The sequence below is a fragment of the Paraglaciecola sp. genome (genome assembly GCF_051252315.1).
In the GTDB taxonomy this organism is placed as follows: domain Bacteria; phylum Pseudomonadota; class Gammaproteobacteria; order Enterobacterales; family Alteromonadaceae; genus Paraglaciecola.
Genome location: NZ_JBPOFP010000008.1, coordinates 1 through 15,142, shown reverse-complemented (window position 1 = coordinate 15,142; position 15,142 = coordinate 1). Strand labels below are relative to the sequence as shown.

13 protein-coding genes and 1 tRNA gene are annotated in these 15,142 nt (G+C 38.4%); 7 read left to right on the top strand and 7 right to left on the bottom strand.

Going from position 1 to position 15,142, the window contains the following annotated elements; all coding sequences use genetic code 11:
- Positions 1–70: 70 nt before the first annotated feature.
- From ACSHXM_RS02580 to ACSHXM_RS02560, 5 genes are all read right to left on the bottom strand, one after another.
- Positions 71–397, bottom strand: coding sequence for a hypothetical protein (locus ACSHXM_RS02580; protein ID WP_435687163.1), 327 nt, complete (start codon positions 395–397; stop codon positions 71–73).
- A 1-nt stretch (position 398) separates the two neighbouring features.
- Positions 399–1,823, bottom strand: a complete 1,425-nt coding sequence (gene glgA, locus ACSHXM_RS02575; RefSeq protein WP_435687162.1) for a glycogen synthase GlgA — start codon at positions 1,821–1,823, stop codon at positions 399–401.
- Positions 1,824–1,832: 9 nt separating this feature from the next.
- Positions 1,833–2,858: a methyltransferase gene (locus ACSHXM_RS02570; RefSeq protein WP_435687161.1), complete on the bottom strand. Its 1,026-nt coding sequence runs from the start codon at positions 2,856–2,858 to the stop codon at positions 1,833–1,835.
- Positions 2,858–3,577: a tRNA (guanosine(46)-N7)-methyltransferase TrmB gene (gene trmB / locus ACSHXM_RS02565; protein WP_435687160.1), complete on the bottom strand. Its 720-nt coding sequence runs from the start codon at positions 3,575–3,577 to the stop codon at positions 2,858–2,860. Before trmB ends, ACSHXM_RS02570 begins: the two co-directional genes overlap by 1 nt.
- A 100-nt stretch (positions 3,578–3,677) precedes the next feature.
- Positions 3,678–4,394 carry an alpha/beta fold hydrolase gene (locus ACSHXM_RS02560; RefSeq protein WP_435687159.1) on the bottom strand — a complete coding sequence of 239 codons (717 nt, stop codon included), beginning with the start codon at positions 4,392–4,394 and terminating at the stop codon, positions 3,678–3,680.
- Positions 4,395–4,472: 78 nt separating this feature from the next.
- Here ACSHXM_RS02560 and mutY point away from each other — a divergent pair, with 78 nt between their 5' ends.
- The 6 genes from mutY (at position 4,473) to ACSHXM_RS02530 (ending at position 10,426) form a co-directional block, all read left to right on the top strand.
- Positions 4,473–5,540, top strand: coding sequence for an A/G-specific adenine glycosylase (gene mutY / locus ACSHXM_RS02555; RefSeq protein ID WP_435687158.1), 1,068 nt, complete (start codon positions 4,473–4,475; stop codon positions 5,538–5,540).
- Between the two features lie 22 nt (positions 5,541–5,562).
- Positions 5,563–5,835: an oxidative damage protection protein gene (locus tag ACSHXM_RS02550; protein ID WP_435687157.1), complete on the top strand. Its 273-nt coding sequence runs from the start codon at positions 5,563–5,565 to the stop codon at positions 5,833–5,835.
- A gap of 159 nt (positions 5,836–5,994) precedes the next feature.
- Positions 5,995–6,070: transfer RNA gene (locus ACSHXM_RS02545), tRNA-Phe, on the top strand.
- Positions 6,071–6,259: 189 nt separating this feature from the next.
- Positions 6,260–7,171, top strand: a complete 912-nt coding sequence (locus ACSHXM_RS02540; RefSeq protein WP_435687156.1) for a BadF/BadG/BcrA/BcrD ATPase family protein — start codon at positions 6,260–6,262, stop codon at positions 7,169–7,171.
- A gap of 117 nt (positions 7,172–7,288) precedes the next feature.
- Positions 7,289–7,684, top strand: coding sequence for a c-type cytochrome (locus tag ACSHXM_RS02535; protein ID WP_435687155.1), 396 nt, complete (start codon positions 7,289–7,291; stop codon positions 7,682–7,684).
- A gap of 120 nt (positions 7,685–7,804) precedes the next feature.
- Positions 7,805–10,426 carry a sensor domain-containing phosphodiesterase gene (locus ACSHXM_RS02530; RefSeq protein ID WP_435687154.1) on the top strand — a complete coding sequence of 874 codons (2,622 nt, stop codon included), beginning with the start codon at positions 7,805–7,807 and terminating at the stop codon, positions 10,424–10,426.
- A 27-nt stretch (positions 10,427–10,453) separates the two neighbouring features.
- On the opposite strand, the gene rep is transcribed toward ACSHXM_RS02530, so the two are convergent.
- A complete protein-coding gene (rep, locus tag ACSHXM_RS02525; protein ID WP_435687153.1) occupies positions 10,454–12,469 on the bottom strand; it encodes a DNA helicase Rep in 2,016 nt (671 codons plus the stop codon).
- An 86-nt stretch (positions 12,470–12,555) separates the two neighbouring features.
- On the opposite strand from rep, the gene ubiK reads away from it, so the two are divergent.
- Entirely contained in the window at positions 12,556–12,792 is a 237-nt protein-coding gene (gene ubiK / locus ACSHXM_RS02520) for a ubiquinone biosynthesis accessory factor UbiK (protein ID WP_435687152.1), read from the top strand.
- Positions 12,793–12,825: 33 nt separating this feature from the next.
- Here the strand turns inward: ubiK and ACSHXM_RS02515 are convergent, their stop codons facing one another.
- The gene (locus ACSHXM_RS02515; RefSeq protein ID WP_435687151.1) at positions 12,826–14,781 is read right to left on the bottom strand and encodes a methyl-accepting chemotaxis protein; all 1,956 of its coding nucleotides are present in this window, start codon (positions 14,779–14,781) and stop codon (positions 12,826–12,828) included.
- Positions 14,782–15,142: the final 361 nt, after the last annotated feature.

Genomic DNA, 15,142 nt, shown 5'->3' with positions numbered 1-15,142 from the left:
TCTATACTTCACATCTCATAGATAACTCAATATTGGTCTAAAAGTGACAAAATTGAAACTATATTCGTTACTAATGTTTTATGAGCTTGATCAACTCTTCCTCACTAATTTGATATTTTCTAGCTACTCTTTGTAAGGTAACTTGCCGATCAATTTGTTCCAACTTGCTCATTTGGGCGCTCTTTACTTGTTCAAAATCCGTTAAACAAATACAAATAACGCCATTTTTTTCTACTCCTAAAACAGGTACAGCAACAGCAGCCTGTTTATATATTAGACGTGGACAAGACTGTACACGAGTTTCTGCTTGTATACATTCCTTAGGTAACGCCTCCACTTTTTGCGAATTGGTTAATCCTAAAACACAAAATAACAAAGAAGTGGCATTTCTATACATGTCAAATCACACTTTGATAAAGTGACAAGTAATCTTTCGCTGCCTGTTTCCAGGTAAAATGTGTTGTCATTGCTCGTTTCACAACTAGCTCAAACTGCTTTTTATCTTCATGATAAAACAACAATGCTCTTTGGATACAAGACAACAGAGCAGCACCTGTCGGTTCCTCGAACACTAAACCTGTCGCATCTTCTGGCTGTTCAGAAACATCCATAACGGTGTCTTTTAGACCGCCCACAGCACGAACAATAGGTAACGTTCCATAAGCAAGGCTGTACATTTGATTTAAACCACAGGGCTCAAACAAGGAAGGCATTAAAAAGAAATCACTACCGGCTTCAATCATATGCGCCTTGCGAACGCTGAAGTCTTCAACAAAAGCACATTTAGTCGGGTATTTAGCTGCGATATTTTGTAAAACTTGACTAATATCGGGATCACCGGTACCAATAATGGCTAACTGCACCTTATGCTGCATTAATTGCTCGAGAATAGGTAAAATAAATCCAAACCCTTTTTGGTCAGTCAAACGACAAACCATACCGATTAACGGAATAGTTGCCTTTTGAGGTAAACCCACCTCTTTTTGAATGTCAGCTTTGCAAGCCTTTTTACCAGACAAGTTATCGACTTGATAGTTTTGGGTAATATGTGGATCTGTAGCAGGGTCCCACTGACTATAATCGCACCCATTTAAAATACCACTAACGTCTGATTGTCTGCGCTGAAATTCTTCAAATAAATAGTGTGAACCTAATGGAGTTAACAATTCCTGTGCATAATTGGGACTTACTGCGTTAATTTTATTAGCATAACGGATCCCCATTTTCACATAATTCAACGCGTCCCCATCTAGCTGACTGTGCAATTGATAATGAGGTTGCAAATAGGGAATATCTCTAAAAGCATGGCTACCTTGGTAGGCGCCATTATGAATTGTAAAAACGGTTCTAGATTTAGCAAAAAAACCAGTGTCGTCGATGCTAACAAAGTACGGAGTCAAAGCAGTATGCCAATCATTACAGTGCACAATGTCTGGTTGAAATTCTATCGTTTGTGCTGTTTTCAAAGCTGCATGAGCAAAAAATGCAAATCGCTCAGCATTATCTGGATACGCATGATAATTGTCAGCATAAAGTCCTTTACGATTAAAAAACTCTGCATAGTCTATCGCCAAGACCTTAATACCTTGCAAATCTAGCTGTTTGATCCCAAATTCATAGGCATTATGCCCAGAAAATAAAGTTTGTTTTGGGCAGATGTCTTCTGCGTTAAACTTTTCAGCTAGTTGCCTATAATAGGGCATTACAATAATCACTTCGTGCCCTAACTCTGTTAAAGCTAGCGGCAGAGCTTTGCCAACATCTGCTAGGCCACCTGTTTTAACCAGATCTTCAACTTCCGAAACAACAAAAAGAACCTTCATGATTATCCCTTACTTAACGCGACTACACTGATAAAGACTAAATTTACTTGTCTGTTCGATCAAGTTCACAACACCAAAACGTTTTTCAAGTAATTCAGAATACCGCAAAAATCTATTTGCAACCAAAACTAAGTCACCATTATTAGAGATAAACTTATTTAACTGTTCGATAAACCCCTGAGTCACTGAGTAGTCAGTTTGAATACCAGTATGAAAAGGCGGGTTTGTCACAATTTTAGAATACTTACCGCTCACATTGGCTAAACCATTTGAGGCCACAACGTCTACTTCAAGGCCATTTAACTTTGCGCTTTGCTTAGAACAATGAATAGCCAGCGCGCTGACATCACTCATCACCACTTCACTATTAGGGCTTTTAAGTCCTAAAAAGCAGCCAATAACACCGGCTCCACAACCAAAGTCTAACAATCGTCCTGTTTTAATTTCTGGTAAATTTTCTAATAATAACTGAGTCCCTAAATCTAAAGAGCCATGATTAAATACACCGGGTAATGAACAAACCTGATAGGTTAAACCAGCAACAGTAATCGGTAACTCTGTTTGCCATTTTAAAATATCAAAGGCTTTTACGGTTTTGTCTAATTGGCCTCCAAATAAAGCACAGTGGCGAGCAGAGTCTATTTTGTTAGTTTGTGAACACACTGAATCTAAAAGTTTAGCCGCACTTTTAATCCCACCTTTATTTTCACCGACTAGCAATAAACTGCCATTTTTATGAAGACTCGCTGCCACATTCGCAATTAACATTTTTAATTGCTCTTTGGACTTAGGAACATAAATAACCGCACCATCAAACTTTATATCAGTCGGATATGCTGCAGAAAAATGGTGCTGTTCTGACTGACCTTGCTGACAACTTTGTTGATAAATATCGTAATATTGATGAAAAACAGAGACATCAGCTTGACCTAAACTCGACACAATAAAGCTATCAGTTGGGTTTACCAGCAGCCACTTTCCCGTAGCTAATATTTCTTCATTTCGAATTAAAACTTGGCTAGGTGCAGATAACATTAAGATACTCTCTCAAACATTAGATCCCACACTCCATGACCTAACCTGTGGCCACGTTGTTCAAACTTAGTTAATGGCCGTTGGTCAGGTCTAGGTACATAGTCATTGGATGAGGATTGATTCGTATACCCTTCCGCAGCACTCATGACTTCTAACATGTGTTCTGCATAATTTTCCCAATCTGTAGCCATATGGAAAACACCACCTATGGCTAATTTTGCTCTAAGTTTTTGCACAAACTCAGCTTGTACAATCCGCCTTTTATGGTGACGAGTTTTGTGCCACGGATCAGGAAAAAATAATTGCACCCGAGCTAAACTATTATCAGGAATACAATCAGCTAATATTTCAACAGCATCATGTTCGAACAGTCTTAAATTTTCCACGCCTTTTTCAGCAGCTTCACCTAAACAAGCTCCCACACCGGGCTTGTGCACTTCAATACCAATAAAATCTTTGTCGGGTTCATGTTGAGCCATTTCGACTAAAGACTTGCCCATGCCAAAACCAATCTCTAAGACTAGAGGCGCTGAACGACCAAAAGTTTCGGCAAAATTTTGCATTCCATTTGCATGTTCTAAACCTTTAGTGGGCCAATACTGCTCGATTGATTTAGCTTGCCCCGTAGTTAAACGACCTTCTCTTTTTACAAAACTTTGGATTTTTCGAACATAAACACCTGCTGCTGCGGCTTCTTGTTCATTTTTAAACTGACTCATATGAGGATCTCATTCTAATATTTACTGATTTTACAGCATTCATGGTTGCGCATTATCCTTTGCCACAGGCTGAATGCAAGGCTGGCAACTTGGTCATCTGTTACTTATTAATGTTTTCGGCCAACCAAGTAGCCAAAACCTGCGGTTGTTCAATTGGTGACATATGCCCAGCATTCTTAATAACGTGACTTTTGGCATTAGGCAGCATAGCTACCATGTTATCAAAAGCATCTTTACTAACGAGTTTATCATGTTCACCCGCAAGTAAATTTACTACAAACTTTGCCTTGGCCAATTTAGAAATCAAATTAACTCTGTCTGCAGTAGCTTCGTATTGAGCCATTAAAACACCAGCCCCTAGATCTTGTTCCATTTGCTTCACTAGCGATTTAAGGTCAACATTTTGCTGATTTGATTGATGAAAAAACTGAGCGAGATGTTTTTCTGTCATGGCTATATTTTGCTTATTTTTAATTAGACGCAAAGTTTGTTGTCGGCTTTTTTTATCAAGCTCGGATAATTGACTACAAGTGCTCCCAATTAAGGTCAAAGATTTAACTCTCTCTGGATTAGTCAATGCAGTTAACGCTGCAATATATCCCCCCATAGAAAATCCGACTAAATGCACTTTTTGCTCAAAATAGGCTAAACGATCATTGCTTAACATTTTCATTTGCTCTAGATCCTGCGCCCATTGCAAAGGTACAAATGCGCGCATTGGAATATCAAGGTATTGCCAACAAGGATTAAATATCCTTTCATCACACAAAGTACCCGGCAAAAAAACCACCGGCTGATCTATTTTCAAATTAGACAATTTATTCTCAATTAAACTTTTTGCTTTATATTCAGGTATTATCCGCTTAATTATCCTAAGCGCAAAGTAATCAATTCTGTGCCAACCAATAAACAAACAATAAACAATAATTTCAGTCAAAAAATAATCGCTTGGTTCGACATACACGGACGTAAAAATCTGCCATGGCAAACTAATAAAACCCCATACTCTGTATGGGTGTCAGAAATCATGCTGCAACAAACACAAGTTAAAACTGTTATTCCGTATTTCCAAAAGTTTATGCAAAGCTTTCCAAGTGTCATCAGCTTAGCTAATGCAACTCAAGATGAAGTTCTGCATCACTGGACGGGTTTAGGTTATTACGCACGAGCTCGGAATTTACAAAAAGCAGCACAAATCATTAGAGACGAATACCAAGGAAGTTTTCCAGATAAATTAGAACAACTGATAGCTCTGCCTGGAATTGGCCGATCAACTGCCGGAGCTATTTTGGCATTAGCTTGTAATCAACATCACAGTATTTTGGATGGAAATGTAAAACGAGTTCTGGCGCGCTACTTTGCTGTTGAAGGCTGGCCAGGTAACAAAAAGGTTGAAACTGAATTATGGGAGTTTGCTGACAAACTTACCCCTGCAAACAGGACCGCTGATTACACTCAAGCCATGATGGATATGGGAGCAACACTGTGTAGCAGATCTAAACCCAATTGTGATGCCTGCCCTCTAGCACAAGATTGTTTAGCCTTTGTACAAGGCAGGCAAGCAGAACTTCCTCATAAGAAACCAAAAAAGGAAATCCCAGAGAAATCAACCATAATGCTGATCCCTATGTGGCAACAACAGGTATTAATTTACAAGCGCCCACCTAGTGGATTATGGGGGGGGTTATGGGGTTTCCATGAAGTAGAGTCAACTAAACAAATCATACCTCAAGCCCAAAAGTTAGGTTTCTTTGATATACAACAGAGTGAATTAACACCTTTTCGCCACACTTTTAGTCATTTTCATTTAGATATCACCCCCGTCATTTTGCACCTGAGTCAGCAACCCGATGGACAAATCATGGAAGACAATCAAATGTGGTTTGATTTACGCGCACCACAAAATGTGGGATTAGCCGCGCCAACCAAGAAACTATTTAGTACAATCAGCAAGAATTTTTAATAACCTGAGTTAGATTATCATCATGAGTAGAACCGTATTTTGCCAACGCTTACAAAAAGAAGCCGCGGGGTTAGATTTTCAACTTTACCCAGGAGATTTGGGTAAAAAGATATTTGATAACATCTGCAAAGAAGCATGGACTGAATGGCAATCGAAACAAACTATGTTAATCAACGAAAATAAGCTAAATATGATGGAACCTACTGCTCGATTGTTCTTAGAAGAACAAATGCAGGCTTATTTGTTTGAAGGGAAAGAGCCAGACATTGAAGGTTATGTTGCGCCTAAAGCTTAATTTAACTCTAAATTAAGCAATATTTAGGCGGTTTTTGCTCAATCTGTAAGCGATCAGTAAAAATACCTTAAAAAGGGGTTGACTTGAATGGCGTAAATCCGTTTAATACGCACCCACAGCAAAGCAGGCACGTCTTTTTAGACAAACTTGTTAGTTGACGCCCAGATAGCTCAGTCGGTAGAGCAGAGGATTGAAAATCCTCGTGTCCTTGGTTCGATCCCGAGTCTGGGCACCATTATTCCAGAGCCCTGCAAGAAATTGCGGGGCTTTTTGGTTTCTATGCTTAATATAAATTTATTTCCCTTTATTTAAACAATAACTCCCCCGACTAGTAAGAAAATCACTGCACAAAATTCCAAATCTGATAAATTGGTCTAATAAAATTACACTTATAAAAATAATAATAAAGGGCCAAGCACTGTTTATGTTTGAATCCAACCCCATGAAAAATGATCAATATTATGTCGGTATAGATGGAGGCGGGACTCAATGCCGAGCTAGTATTTATGACAGAGATTTAAATTTTCTAGGACGTGGTATTGGTGGACAAGCAAACCCAATAAACGGTATCGAACTCGCTCAACTATCCATTATTCAATCTGTAGAAGAAGCCATTAAAGCAGCTAACCTTAATTGTTCTTTGCAACAACTAACGGTTGGAGCAGGGTTAGCAGGGTTACATTTACCCGAACTACAAAAAGCTATGGACAATTGGCAACACCCTTTTAATTCTCTAGAGTTAACGACTGATGCTCATTGTGCCTTATTGGGAGCACATAAAGGACAGGATGGCGCCGTCATCATACTTGGGACTGGTTTTAGTGCGTTAGGAATTACCAAAGAGCGGCTTGTTTCAATTGGAGGTTATGGATTTCCGATTAATGCCAGTTGCAGTGGTGCTTGGTTTGGCTTAGAGATGATTAAAGCGGTGCTTTTAGATATAGATAAAATTGGACCTAAAACATCTATGACCCAAACGTTCTTAGATACAGAAAATGTAAATGATGTTGCCATGAGGCTAAACAATGCACCTGCATTTGAGTTTGCAAAATACGCTCCTTTGGTATTTCAACATGCAAGTAACGGCGATAAAGTTGCTAACTTATTGATTAAGCAAGGTGCTGATTTTATCAATAAAGTTATTGAAAGATTTATTAACGAAGGCATTGATAAAATCGGCTTTATCGGAGGAATTGCTCCAGACATTATCAGCTGGTTAAACCCCAAGTTTGAACATGATATTGTCGCCGTAAAAGAATCTCCAGAATTTGGTGCCGTTATTTTTGCTAAAAACCATATCGTTGAACAATTAAACTCAATTGAAAAAGCCGGTTAAAAGTGTCCAAAAATTGAACGTATGAAAATATGGCAGCACTAAACAGTTGTTCATAAAGCATTAGTGGTTATAATCTGTCCTAGTCAAAGGTAAATGCAAGCTTATTTGGAGAATTTTGTGAAATTTAAAGCCTTTTTATATATGTGTTTAGGTGTTCTTTTTGCCGCTACAGCTGTTGCGCAAGATATGTCAGAAGATGACATTGCATCTCGTATCAAGCCTGTTGGTCAAGTACATGTGGCTGGAGCGAAAGCAGAAACAGCATCGACTGGACCTCGTTCAGGTGCAGATGTTTATAATAAATCTTGTGTTGCATGCCATGGTGTTGGTGTTTTAGGTGCGCCTAAGTTACAAGATGCTGGTGATTGGTCTCCTCGTCTAGAAAAAGGATTTGACCAAGTATGGAAAAACGCAATTAATGGTGTAGGTGGTATGCCACCTAAAGGCACTTGTGGTGACTGTTCTGATGATGAACTAAAAGCCGCAATTGAACATATGATTGAAGGTCTCTAAGTTTCAAGCACTAAACAAACAATCAAATAAAAAGGCCGCAAATATGTGGTCTTTTTTGTTTGAATAGTTTACTTTTAGTGGCTCGCTTTTTCGTCAAAATTTATCGAATTACATTTTATAATGACTTCAGAAAATATTACCAATCAGTTATCGCTAGAGGAGCTCAGAGAGCTTATTCCTCAGCTGCAACAGATCACTAAAAAATATAAACATTCTGAAGCGATTCAAAAGTCTTTATTTGAAATTTCTGAATTAGCCAGTTCTATTAACGAACTTTCAAGTTTGTATCCTGCAATACAAGACATTATTGGTAATTTCCTAAACGCCCAAAATTTTTATGTGGTCTTTTATGAAGAAGAAAACAAGTCTATTGATTTCGCTTATTTTGTAGATGAATTTGATGAAAATGTTGTACCTAACCTAACCAGTGAAGAATTACAAAACAGTATTACGGGTTATATTTTACGAACTGGCAATCATTTATTTCTAACCCAAGAAACCTACTCAGAAAAGCTAGCTGAGCTATCAGTTCAGCATCTCGGCGCAACACCAGTCGACTGGATTGGTGTGCCGCTTAAACGAGGCTCCCAAGTCATTGGCGCAATCGCGGTACAAAGTTACGACGAATCAGTACGTTATTCTCACGAAGATTTAGAAGTATTACTATTTGTCTCCCAACATATTGTTAACTGTGTTGACCGTGTTAAAAGTCGAGAAGTAACCGAAAAATCAATACGCCAACGAACTAAACAGCTCAGGCAAATTAACCAAGAATTACAGGAAGAAATTGGTGAGAGACAAAAAGTAGAGTCTCTACAACAGGCTTTGTTTGAAATTTCTGAGTTATCTGCCTCTAACGACGGAGATACTGGAGATTTTTATACTAGCATCCACGATATTCTTGCGCGTTTAATTGGTGCGCCTAACTGTTATGTAGCTACGATAAATACTGAAACCAATGAGCTAAATTTCCCCTACTACAAAGACGAAGTAGAAACCCAAATTGAACCTCGTAAAATGGGATTGGGTTTAACCGAATATATTATTCGTCAAGGTAGTGCTGAGTTAATTGATCCGTCTAATGCCATGCTTTTATTAGACGCAGAAGAACTATCAGAGGACGTTGCAAAGGCCATTTGTAAAGAATCCAACTCTTGGATTGGTGCACCATTAGTTGTTGATGGCAATATATCAGGCGTTATTGCCGTTCAGAGTTATGGGCAATCGAAACAATACACACTAAAAGATTTAGAATTTTTGCGGTTTGTATCACACCACATAGCCGTTGCTTTAAGTCGAAAGCAGGCAGCTGCTGCCATACAAGCCTATAACTTGCGTCTTGCTGAAGAGGTTAAACAACGTACTGAAGAATTGCATTCTACAAACCTCTCCTTACAAAACCAAATCGAAGAACGTAAGTTAGCGCAAAGACAGTTAGAATATGATGCTCAACACGATGCGTTAACCGGTTTAGCAAATCGTGTGTTGTTTAACAGTCGTCTTGAATTAGCTCTAGCAAATAAAGGCAGGTACGCCGCAAACAATTTCGCTGTAATTTTTATCGATTTAGACAGGTTTAAACAAATTAACGATTCTCTAGGGCACTTAGCCGGAGACACGTTTTTAAAAGAAGTCGCCAACAGAATTAATTCATGTATTCGAGCCCACGACTTATTGGCCAGGTTAGGCGGTGATGAATTTGTCGTTCTATTTGATAACTTTGAATCACCCACTGATATTGAAGAAATATCAGCTCGTATTATTAGCTCTATTGCTAAACCGTTTACCATTGAAAATAAAGATATGTATTCGGGAGCCAGTATTGGGATTACTTATTTAGAAAATGGTTATCAAAAAGCGGATGAAGTGTTACGAGATGCTGATGCAGCTATGTATCAAGCAAAAGCATTAGGCCGCGGTAGGTATATAATTTTCGACAAAACTATGCGAGAAAAGTTACTAGTCGAGCTTGAAATTGAAAACGAATTTAGAAAAGTTCTTCAAGCAGGTACTTTTGAAAACTATTCTCAGTCTGTATTAGATTTAAACACTAAACAGCCTCTTTACGAAGAGTGTTATATTCGTTGGCAGCATTTAAATATAGGCAAAGTTAAACGCGAGCAGTATTGGCAAGTAGCTGAACAATGTGGGTTAACGGTAGAGATGGATAAGTATCTATTAACCAAAGCTTGTGAAGTATTAAAAGCTTGGCAAAATGGAACACCTGCTGAGCAAGAAAAACGGATTGCCATTAATCTATCCATTCACCATTTAACTCAGACTTCATTAGCTAAACAACTGATCGAATTTCTTATACAAGCAGAGGTTGATCCTAAAAAGTTAGTCATCGAGTTTGATGAAAATACATTAAATCGACGTTCACAATTTATTTTGCCTGCCATTAAAACGCTGAAGAGAGCGGGAATTACGCTAGTTCTTGATAATTTTGGTAGTGGTTTGGCGTCTCTAAGTTATTTGTATTCTTACCCATTTGACTACGTAAAAGTGGATCACCACTTTGTAAAAACATTACCTCGATCCGAGCGTAACCTTAAATTGATTCAGTCTGTGTTATCTATCTCTAGTCATTTGAGGTTTAAACTTATTGCAGAAGGAATAGCCACCGAAGAGCAATACGCAGCTTTGGTTGATGCTGGGTGTGAATTTGGACAAGGAAAGTTTTTAAAAGCGCCTGAAAAGCTCATCGTTGACGCGAATGTAGACAACTCTAAAATAGCTTAAGGCATTATAAGAATTAGTGAATATTCACTAATTCTTATTCATCATATTACGTAAGTTTGCGATGCCAACTTCAGACTTTTTCTTTCTATCTTCAGCTGAAACTTTAGTTTTCTTATTTTGCCAAACCAAGTCATCTTGAGGTAACTCATGTAAAAAACGACTAGGTTCTGGATTTATCACTTCGCCAAACTGTCTTCTTTCTTTAGCTAATGTCATGAATAATGTTTTTTGTGCTCGGGTAATCCCAACATAAGCAAGGCGCCTTTCTTCATCAATATTATCTTCTTCAATACTACTTTGATGAGGTAACAAACCTTCTTCCATGCCCACCATAAACACATAGGGGAACTCTAATCCTTTTGATGCGTGAAAAGTCATTAATTGTACTTGCTCTGCATCATCCTCGTCTTCGCCCCGCTCCATCATATCTCTCAAAATCAGACGATTGACCACCTCTTGTAAGGTCATTGGAGGATCCAGCTCGTTCCCCTCTAACATATCGCTTATCCAACCAAATAACGTACTAATATTACCCATAGCCATTTCTGCAGCTTTTGGACTAGTACTTGTTTCGTAAAGCCATTCTTCGTACCCCATGGCTTTTATCATTTCTCTAATTGTCGCAATTCCATCACCGCGAACAGCTCTATCGGAAAGTTCAACAATCCAGCGACTGAACTGTTCAACTGAAACTAATGCCTTACCAGAAAGGGTATCTTGTAAATAAGGATCAAATGCAGCTTCAAACATTGATGTTTTATTTTTGTTAGCTAAGTTTCCCAACTTCTCCAAACTCACTCGACCAATGCCACGTGTTGGCGTGTTAATCACTCTTAACAATGCATTGTCGTCATCTTGGTTCACCAATAAACGTAAATAGGCCATGATATCTTTAACTTCTGTACGACCAAAAAATGACATGCCCCCGCTTATTTTGTAAGGAATTCTATTGCTCATTAATACTTTTTCGAATACCCGAGATTGAAAGTTCCCTCGATATAAAATTGCGTAGTCATCGTAAGTAGTGCCATTCATAAATTTATGAGCCATCAATTCAGCAACCACTCTTTCTGCTTCATGATCTTCATTTTTAGCCACTATTACTTGTAATGGGTCGCCATACCCTAATTCAGAAAACAAACGCTTCTCAAATACGTGTGGATTGTTTTGAATTAAAATATTGGCGCAGTGCAAGATACGCTCTGACGAGCGATAATTTTGCTCCAGCTTAATCACTTTTAGACGGGGAAAATCTTTTTGTAACAACACTAAATTTTGGGGCCGAGCGCCACGCCATGAATATATTGACTGATCGTCATCACCCACAACGGTAAACCGGGCTCTGTCTCCCACAAGCAGACGTACTAACTCATATTGGCTGGTATTGGTATCTTGGTACTCATCTACTAACAAATAACGAATACGGGTTTGCCATTTTAGTCTAACAGTCTCATTTGCTTTTAATAACAATGTGGGTAAACAAATCAGGTCATCAAAATCTAGAGCATTATAAGCCCTGAGATGGTTGTGATAGCGTTGATAAAACTCAGCAAACTCTGCATCTGATGAACTTAAAGTTTGTCCTTTGAGGTGCTCTGGTAATATTAAGTCATTTTTCCAATTGGAAATTCGGCTTTGCAATAAAGCCAATAGCTCTTTATCACCATCTAATTCAACTTCTGTTAAATCTTTTAACAATGACATACTGTCTTTGTCATCAAATAAAGAAAAGCCTGGTTTAATTCCTAAAGCCTTTACCTCTGATTTAATGATGTTCAAGCCAAGAGTATGAAATGTTGAAACCTTTAGGCCTCGGGCTTCTTTTTTACCTAAAGTTTGACCTACTCGCTCTTTCATTTCACGTGCAGCTTTATTTGTGAAAGTAACAGCCGCTATATAACGAGCAGGCATGTCACACTCGCGTACTAGATGTGCGATCTTGTTCGTGATAACTCTTGTTTTGCCGCTACCTGCGCCAGCCAGAACTAAACAAGGTCCAGAAATAAAATTTACCGCTTCGTTCTGACCTGGATTAAGTTTCATGTTAAATTTAACAGTATGTAATTGAAGGGCGACGATTGTAAGAAATTATGCCTGCCAAGCCAACTAATTAAATAGAGTATTCACTAATGTTAGATCCTAAAAAACTTGAAGAGATTGCAAAAAAAATTACCGACGCAGTGCCACCTGAAGTCAAAAATATGGCGGAAGGGGCGGAGGCTAAAGTCAAACAAGTATTGCAAACTCAACTAAGCCGTCTAGATTTCGTCAGCCGAGAAGAATTCGATATTCAGAATCAAGTATTAATGCGCACAAGAGAAAAATTAGTAGCTCTTGAAGCCAGACTTAGCGAACTAGAAAAGTAATATCTCTACTCTAGAGGGTTAAATAAGGCCTGTTTAGTGATGGCCTTTTTGCAGTTGTGCCAATTCATGGCTCAAGGTCTCTACAACAGCCATTAACTGCTCAGCTGATGAACCAGTCTCCTTAGCTCCTACTAAGGTTGCTTCCGAAATAGAAGCGATCTCTTCTACTTTGCTAGCAACCTGATCTGTCACTAACGATTGGGCAGAAGTAGATTTGGAGATTTCGGAACTCATGTCGTTAATTGCCGTTATCACACTAGAAATTCGCTCAAGTGCTTCGCCGACGATCGTGGCTTCCTGAACACTTAAGTTCATTTGTTCCCGACTTTGCTCCATACTACTTTTAGTTTCTTCAGTTGCATTTTGTATATTCGAAATGATCGAATGTATTTGGTTAGTTTGATCCTGAGTCCTTTTAGCCAGAGTTCTAACTTCATCCGCTACAACTGCAAAGCCTCTTCCTTGTTCACCAGCCCTTGCGGCTTCTATCGCGGCATTTAGAGATAACAAATTTGTTTGTTCTGCAATTTCATTAATCGCAGTAGAAAACTGACCTATTTCCTGACTATCTTTAACTAATCGTTCTATTGCTACTTGAGAACGCTCAGACTCTTCTTGCATATCATGCATTACCGACTGCAATTTAGTGACTAAGGTTATGCCTTGTTGTGCTTCTTTGTCGGCGTCTATAGCTGCACTAGAGGCTAAATCTGAGTTATGGTCTACTGCCTTAGCAGACGAGGTCATCTCGCTCATTGATGTGACTATAGCTCTAGTACCAATTTGCTGTTCGTCTACACCTGTAATTGTTGTTTGAGTTACCAGTTTTAGGCTTTGTGCTGATTCGTTTAGAGTACCGATTGCCTGGCTAATTCGTTGAACCAAATGTTGTAAATTTGAGGTCATAACATTCATATCATTGGCAATTAGTCGCATCTCATCTTTACCAATGACTTCTACTCGGGTAGATAGATCACCATCAGCTATTTTGTGTACGTTTGATGATACTCGCTTGATATTTTCAATTACCGATAAATACATTCCTATAAATAGATACAAAGACAACACCACAGCTAAAGCGGAAATGCTCATCACTACATTTCGCTTAAAACTCGCCTTATCAATTCTGTTTTGTAATAGTTCAGCGAGTAGAGGCATCACTTGCTTCGAAAAATTATTAACGTCTTTATTTAATTGTATGCCTAGCAACCGAATTGCCGCGTTATCAATTAATATTTCGTCTGGATCCAATATTTGGTTTTGAATGGTATTGGTTAAACTTACTAATTTTTTATCTAATAGCTCCCACTCTTCTTTTAGTCTATAGCTGACGTTGCTATTGGCGCTAAGACTAACGCCTAGATTTTGCCCAGTATTCTCTATTGATAGTGGAAGCTTTTGATTTGCATTTGATAAAGCAATGTAGGTTTCAGGAGTAAAACTGCCAACCTCCGTTACTTGAAGCGATAGATTTAAGGTTTTAGCTAATTGTAGCTGTAGATCTGGCAGTCCTTTGACTAATGTTGTCACTAAGTAACTTGTATCAAGTGACAAATCCAGCTCTAAATTACTATAGTCTGCGACTTCTTTCATAAACTTAGCTAACCTATCAAAACTAATGACAGGGTCATCTAAAGTAATTGATTCATAGTACGACGCAAGGCTAGCAGAAACATCACTACCAACACCAATTTGTATTTCGTTGTCTAATTGTTTTAATTGACTGCTTGGTAATGATTGGCCACTTCCTGTCATGACTCTATCAGCAATTACAAACAAATCTCTTTGTGACGAATTTATTATGTTTAACCCAATTTTTTCCTTTTCCGTAAATCTAATTTCGTCACCATATTCGTAATTCAGAAAAGCTAGGCTAACAACTAAGGGGCTTATCATGATGACACAAAGTAAAATAAACTTTGTTGAATAATCAAACTGCGCCATCAACAACTTCGCTGGATTACAAATTTTACTGATTAGTTGGCTCACAAATACCCCTTATTAGTACTGACTATTCCAACCCTTTAAGGATTAAAAGTTTAAAGTAAGGTAATAAAGACCAGATAGGTGGAAAATACATTTCGTTTAGGCAGTAATTAGATGAGCTTTAATTTTTAGCAGACACACAAAAAATCCTAACCGTGAGGGGCTTTCTCTAAATAGGAGTCTGGCAGTCGACTACATGTATGTAGAAGGTAGAATAACTCAGGACGCAGTTATCGAGATGCCAAGATTGGGTGAGCTTCATCATGGATGTGTATTTGACTACTTGGCGTATTGCGACGTTATCAAACGCCACATAGCAAAAAAGCCCTAACCGTAAGGTTAGGGCTTTCTCTAAATAGGAGTC

Coding starts and splice junctions, on each gene's coding strand:
- trmB (WP_435687160.1), bottom strand. CDS start 3,577: ATGAGTCAGTTTAAAAATGAACAAGAAGCCGCAGCAGCAGGTGTTTAT.
- ACSHXM_RS02550 (WP_435687157.1), top strand. CDS start 5,563: ATGAGTAGAACCGTATTTTGCCAACGCTTACAAAAAGAAGCCGCGGGG.
- ACSHXM_RS02570 (WP_435687161.1), bottom strand. CDS start 2,858: ATGTTATCTGCACCTAGCCAAGTTTTAATTCGAAATGAAGAAATATTA.
- ACSHXM_RS02530 (WP_435687154.1), top strand. CDS start 7,805: ATGACTTCAGAAAATATTACCAATCAGTTATCGCTAGAGGAGCTCAGA.
- ACSHXM_RS02540 (WP_435687156.1), top strand. CDS start 6,260: ATGTTTGAATCCAACCCCATGAAAAATGATCAATATTATGTCGGTATA.
- ubiK (WP_435687152.1), top strand. CDS start 12,556: ATGTTAGATCCTAAAAAACTTGAAGAGATTGCAAAAAAAATTACCGAC.
- rep (WP_435687153.1), bottom strand. CDS start 12,469: ATGAAACTTAATCCAGGTCAGAACGAAGCGGTAAATTTTATTTCTGGA.
- glgA (WP_435687162.1), bottom strand. CDS start 1,823: ATGAAGGTTCTTTTTGTTGTTTCGGAAGTTGAAGATCTGGTTAAAACA.
- ACSHXM_RS02580 (WP_435687163.1), bottom strand. CDS start 397: ATGTATAGAAATGCCACTTCTTTGTTATTTTGTGTTTTAGGATTAACC.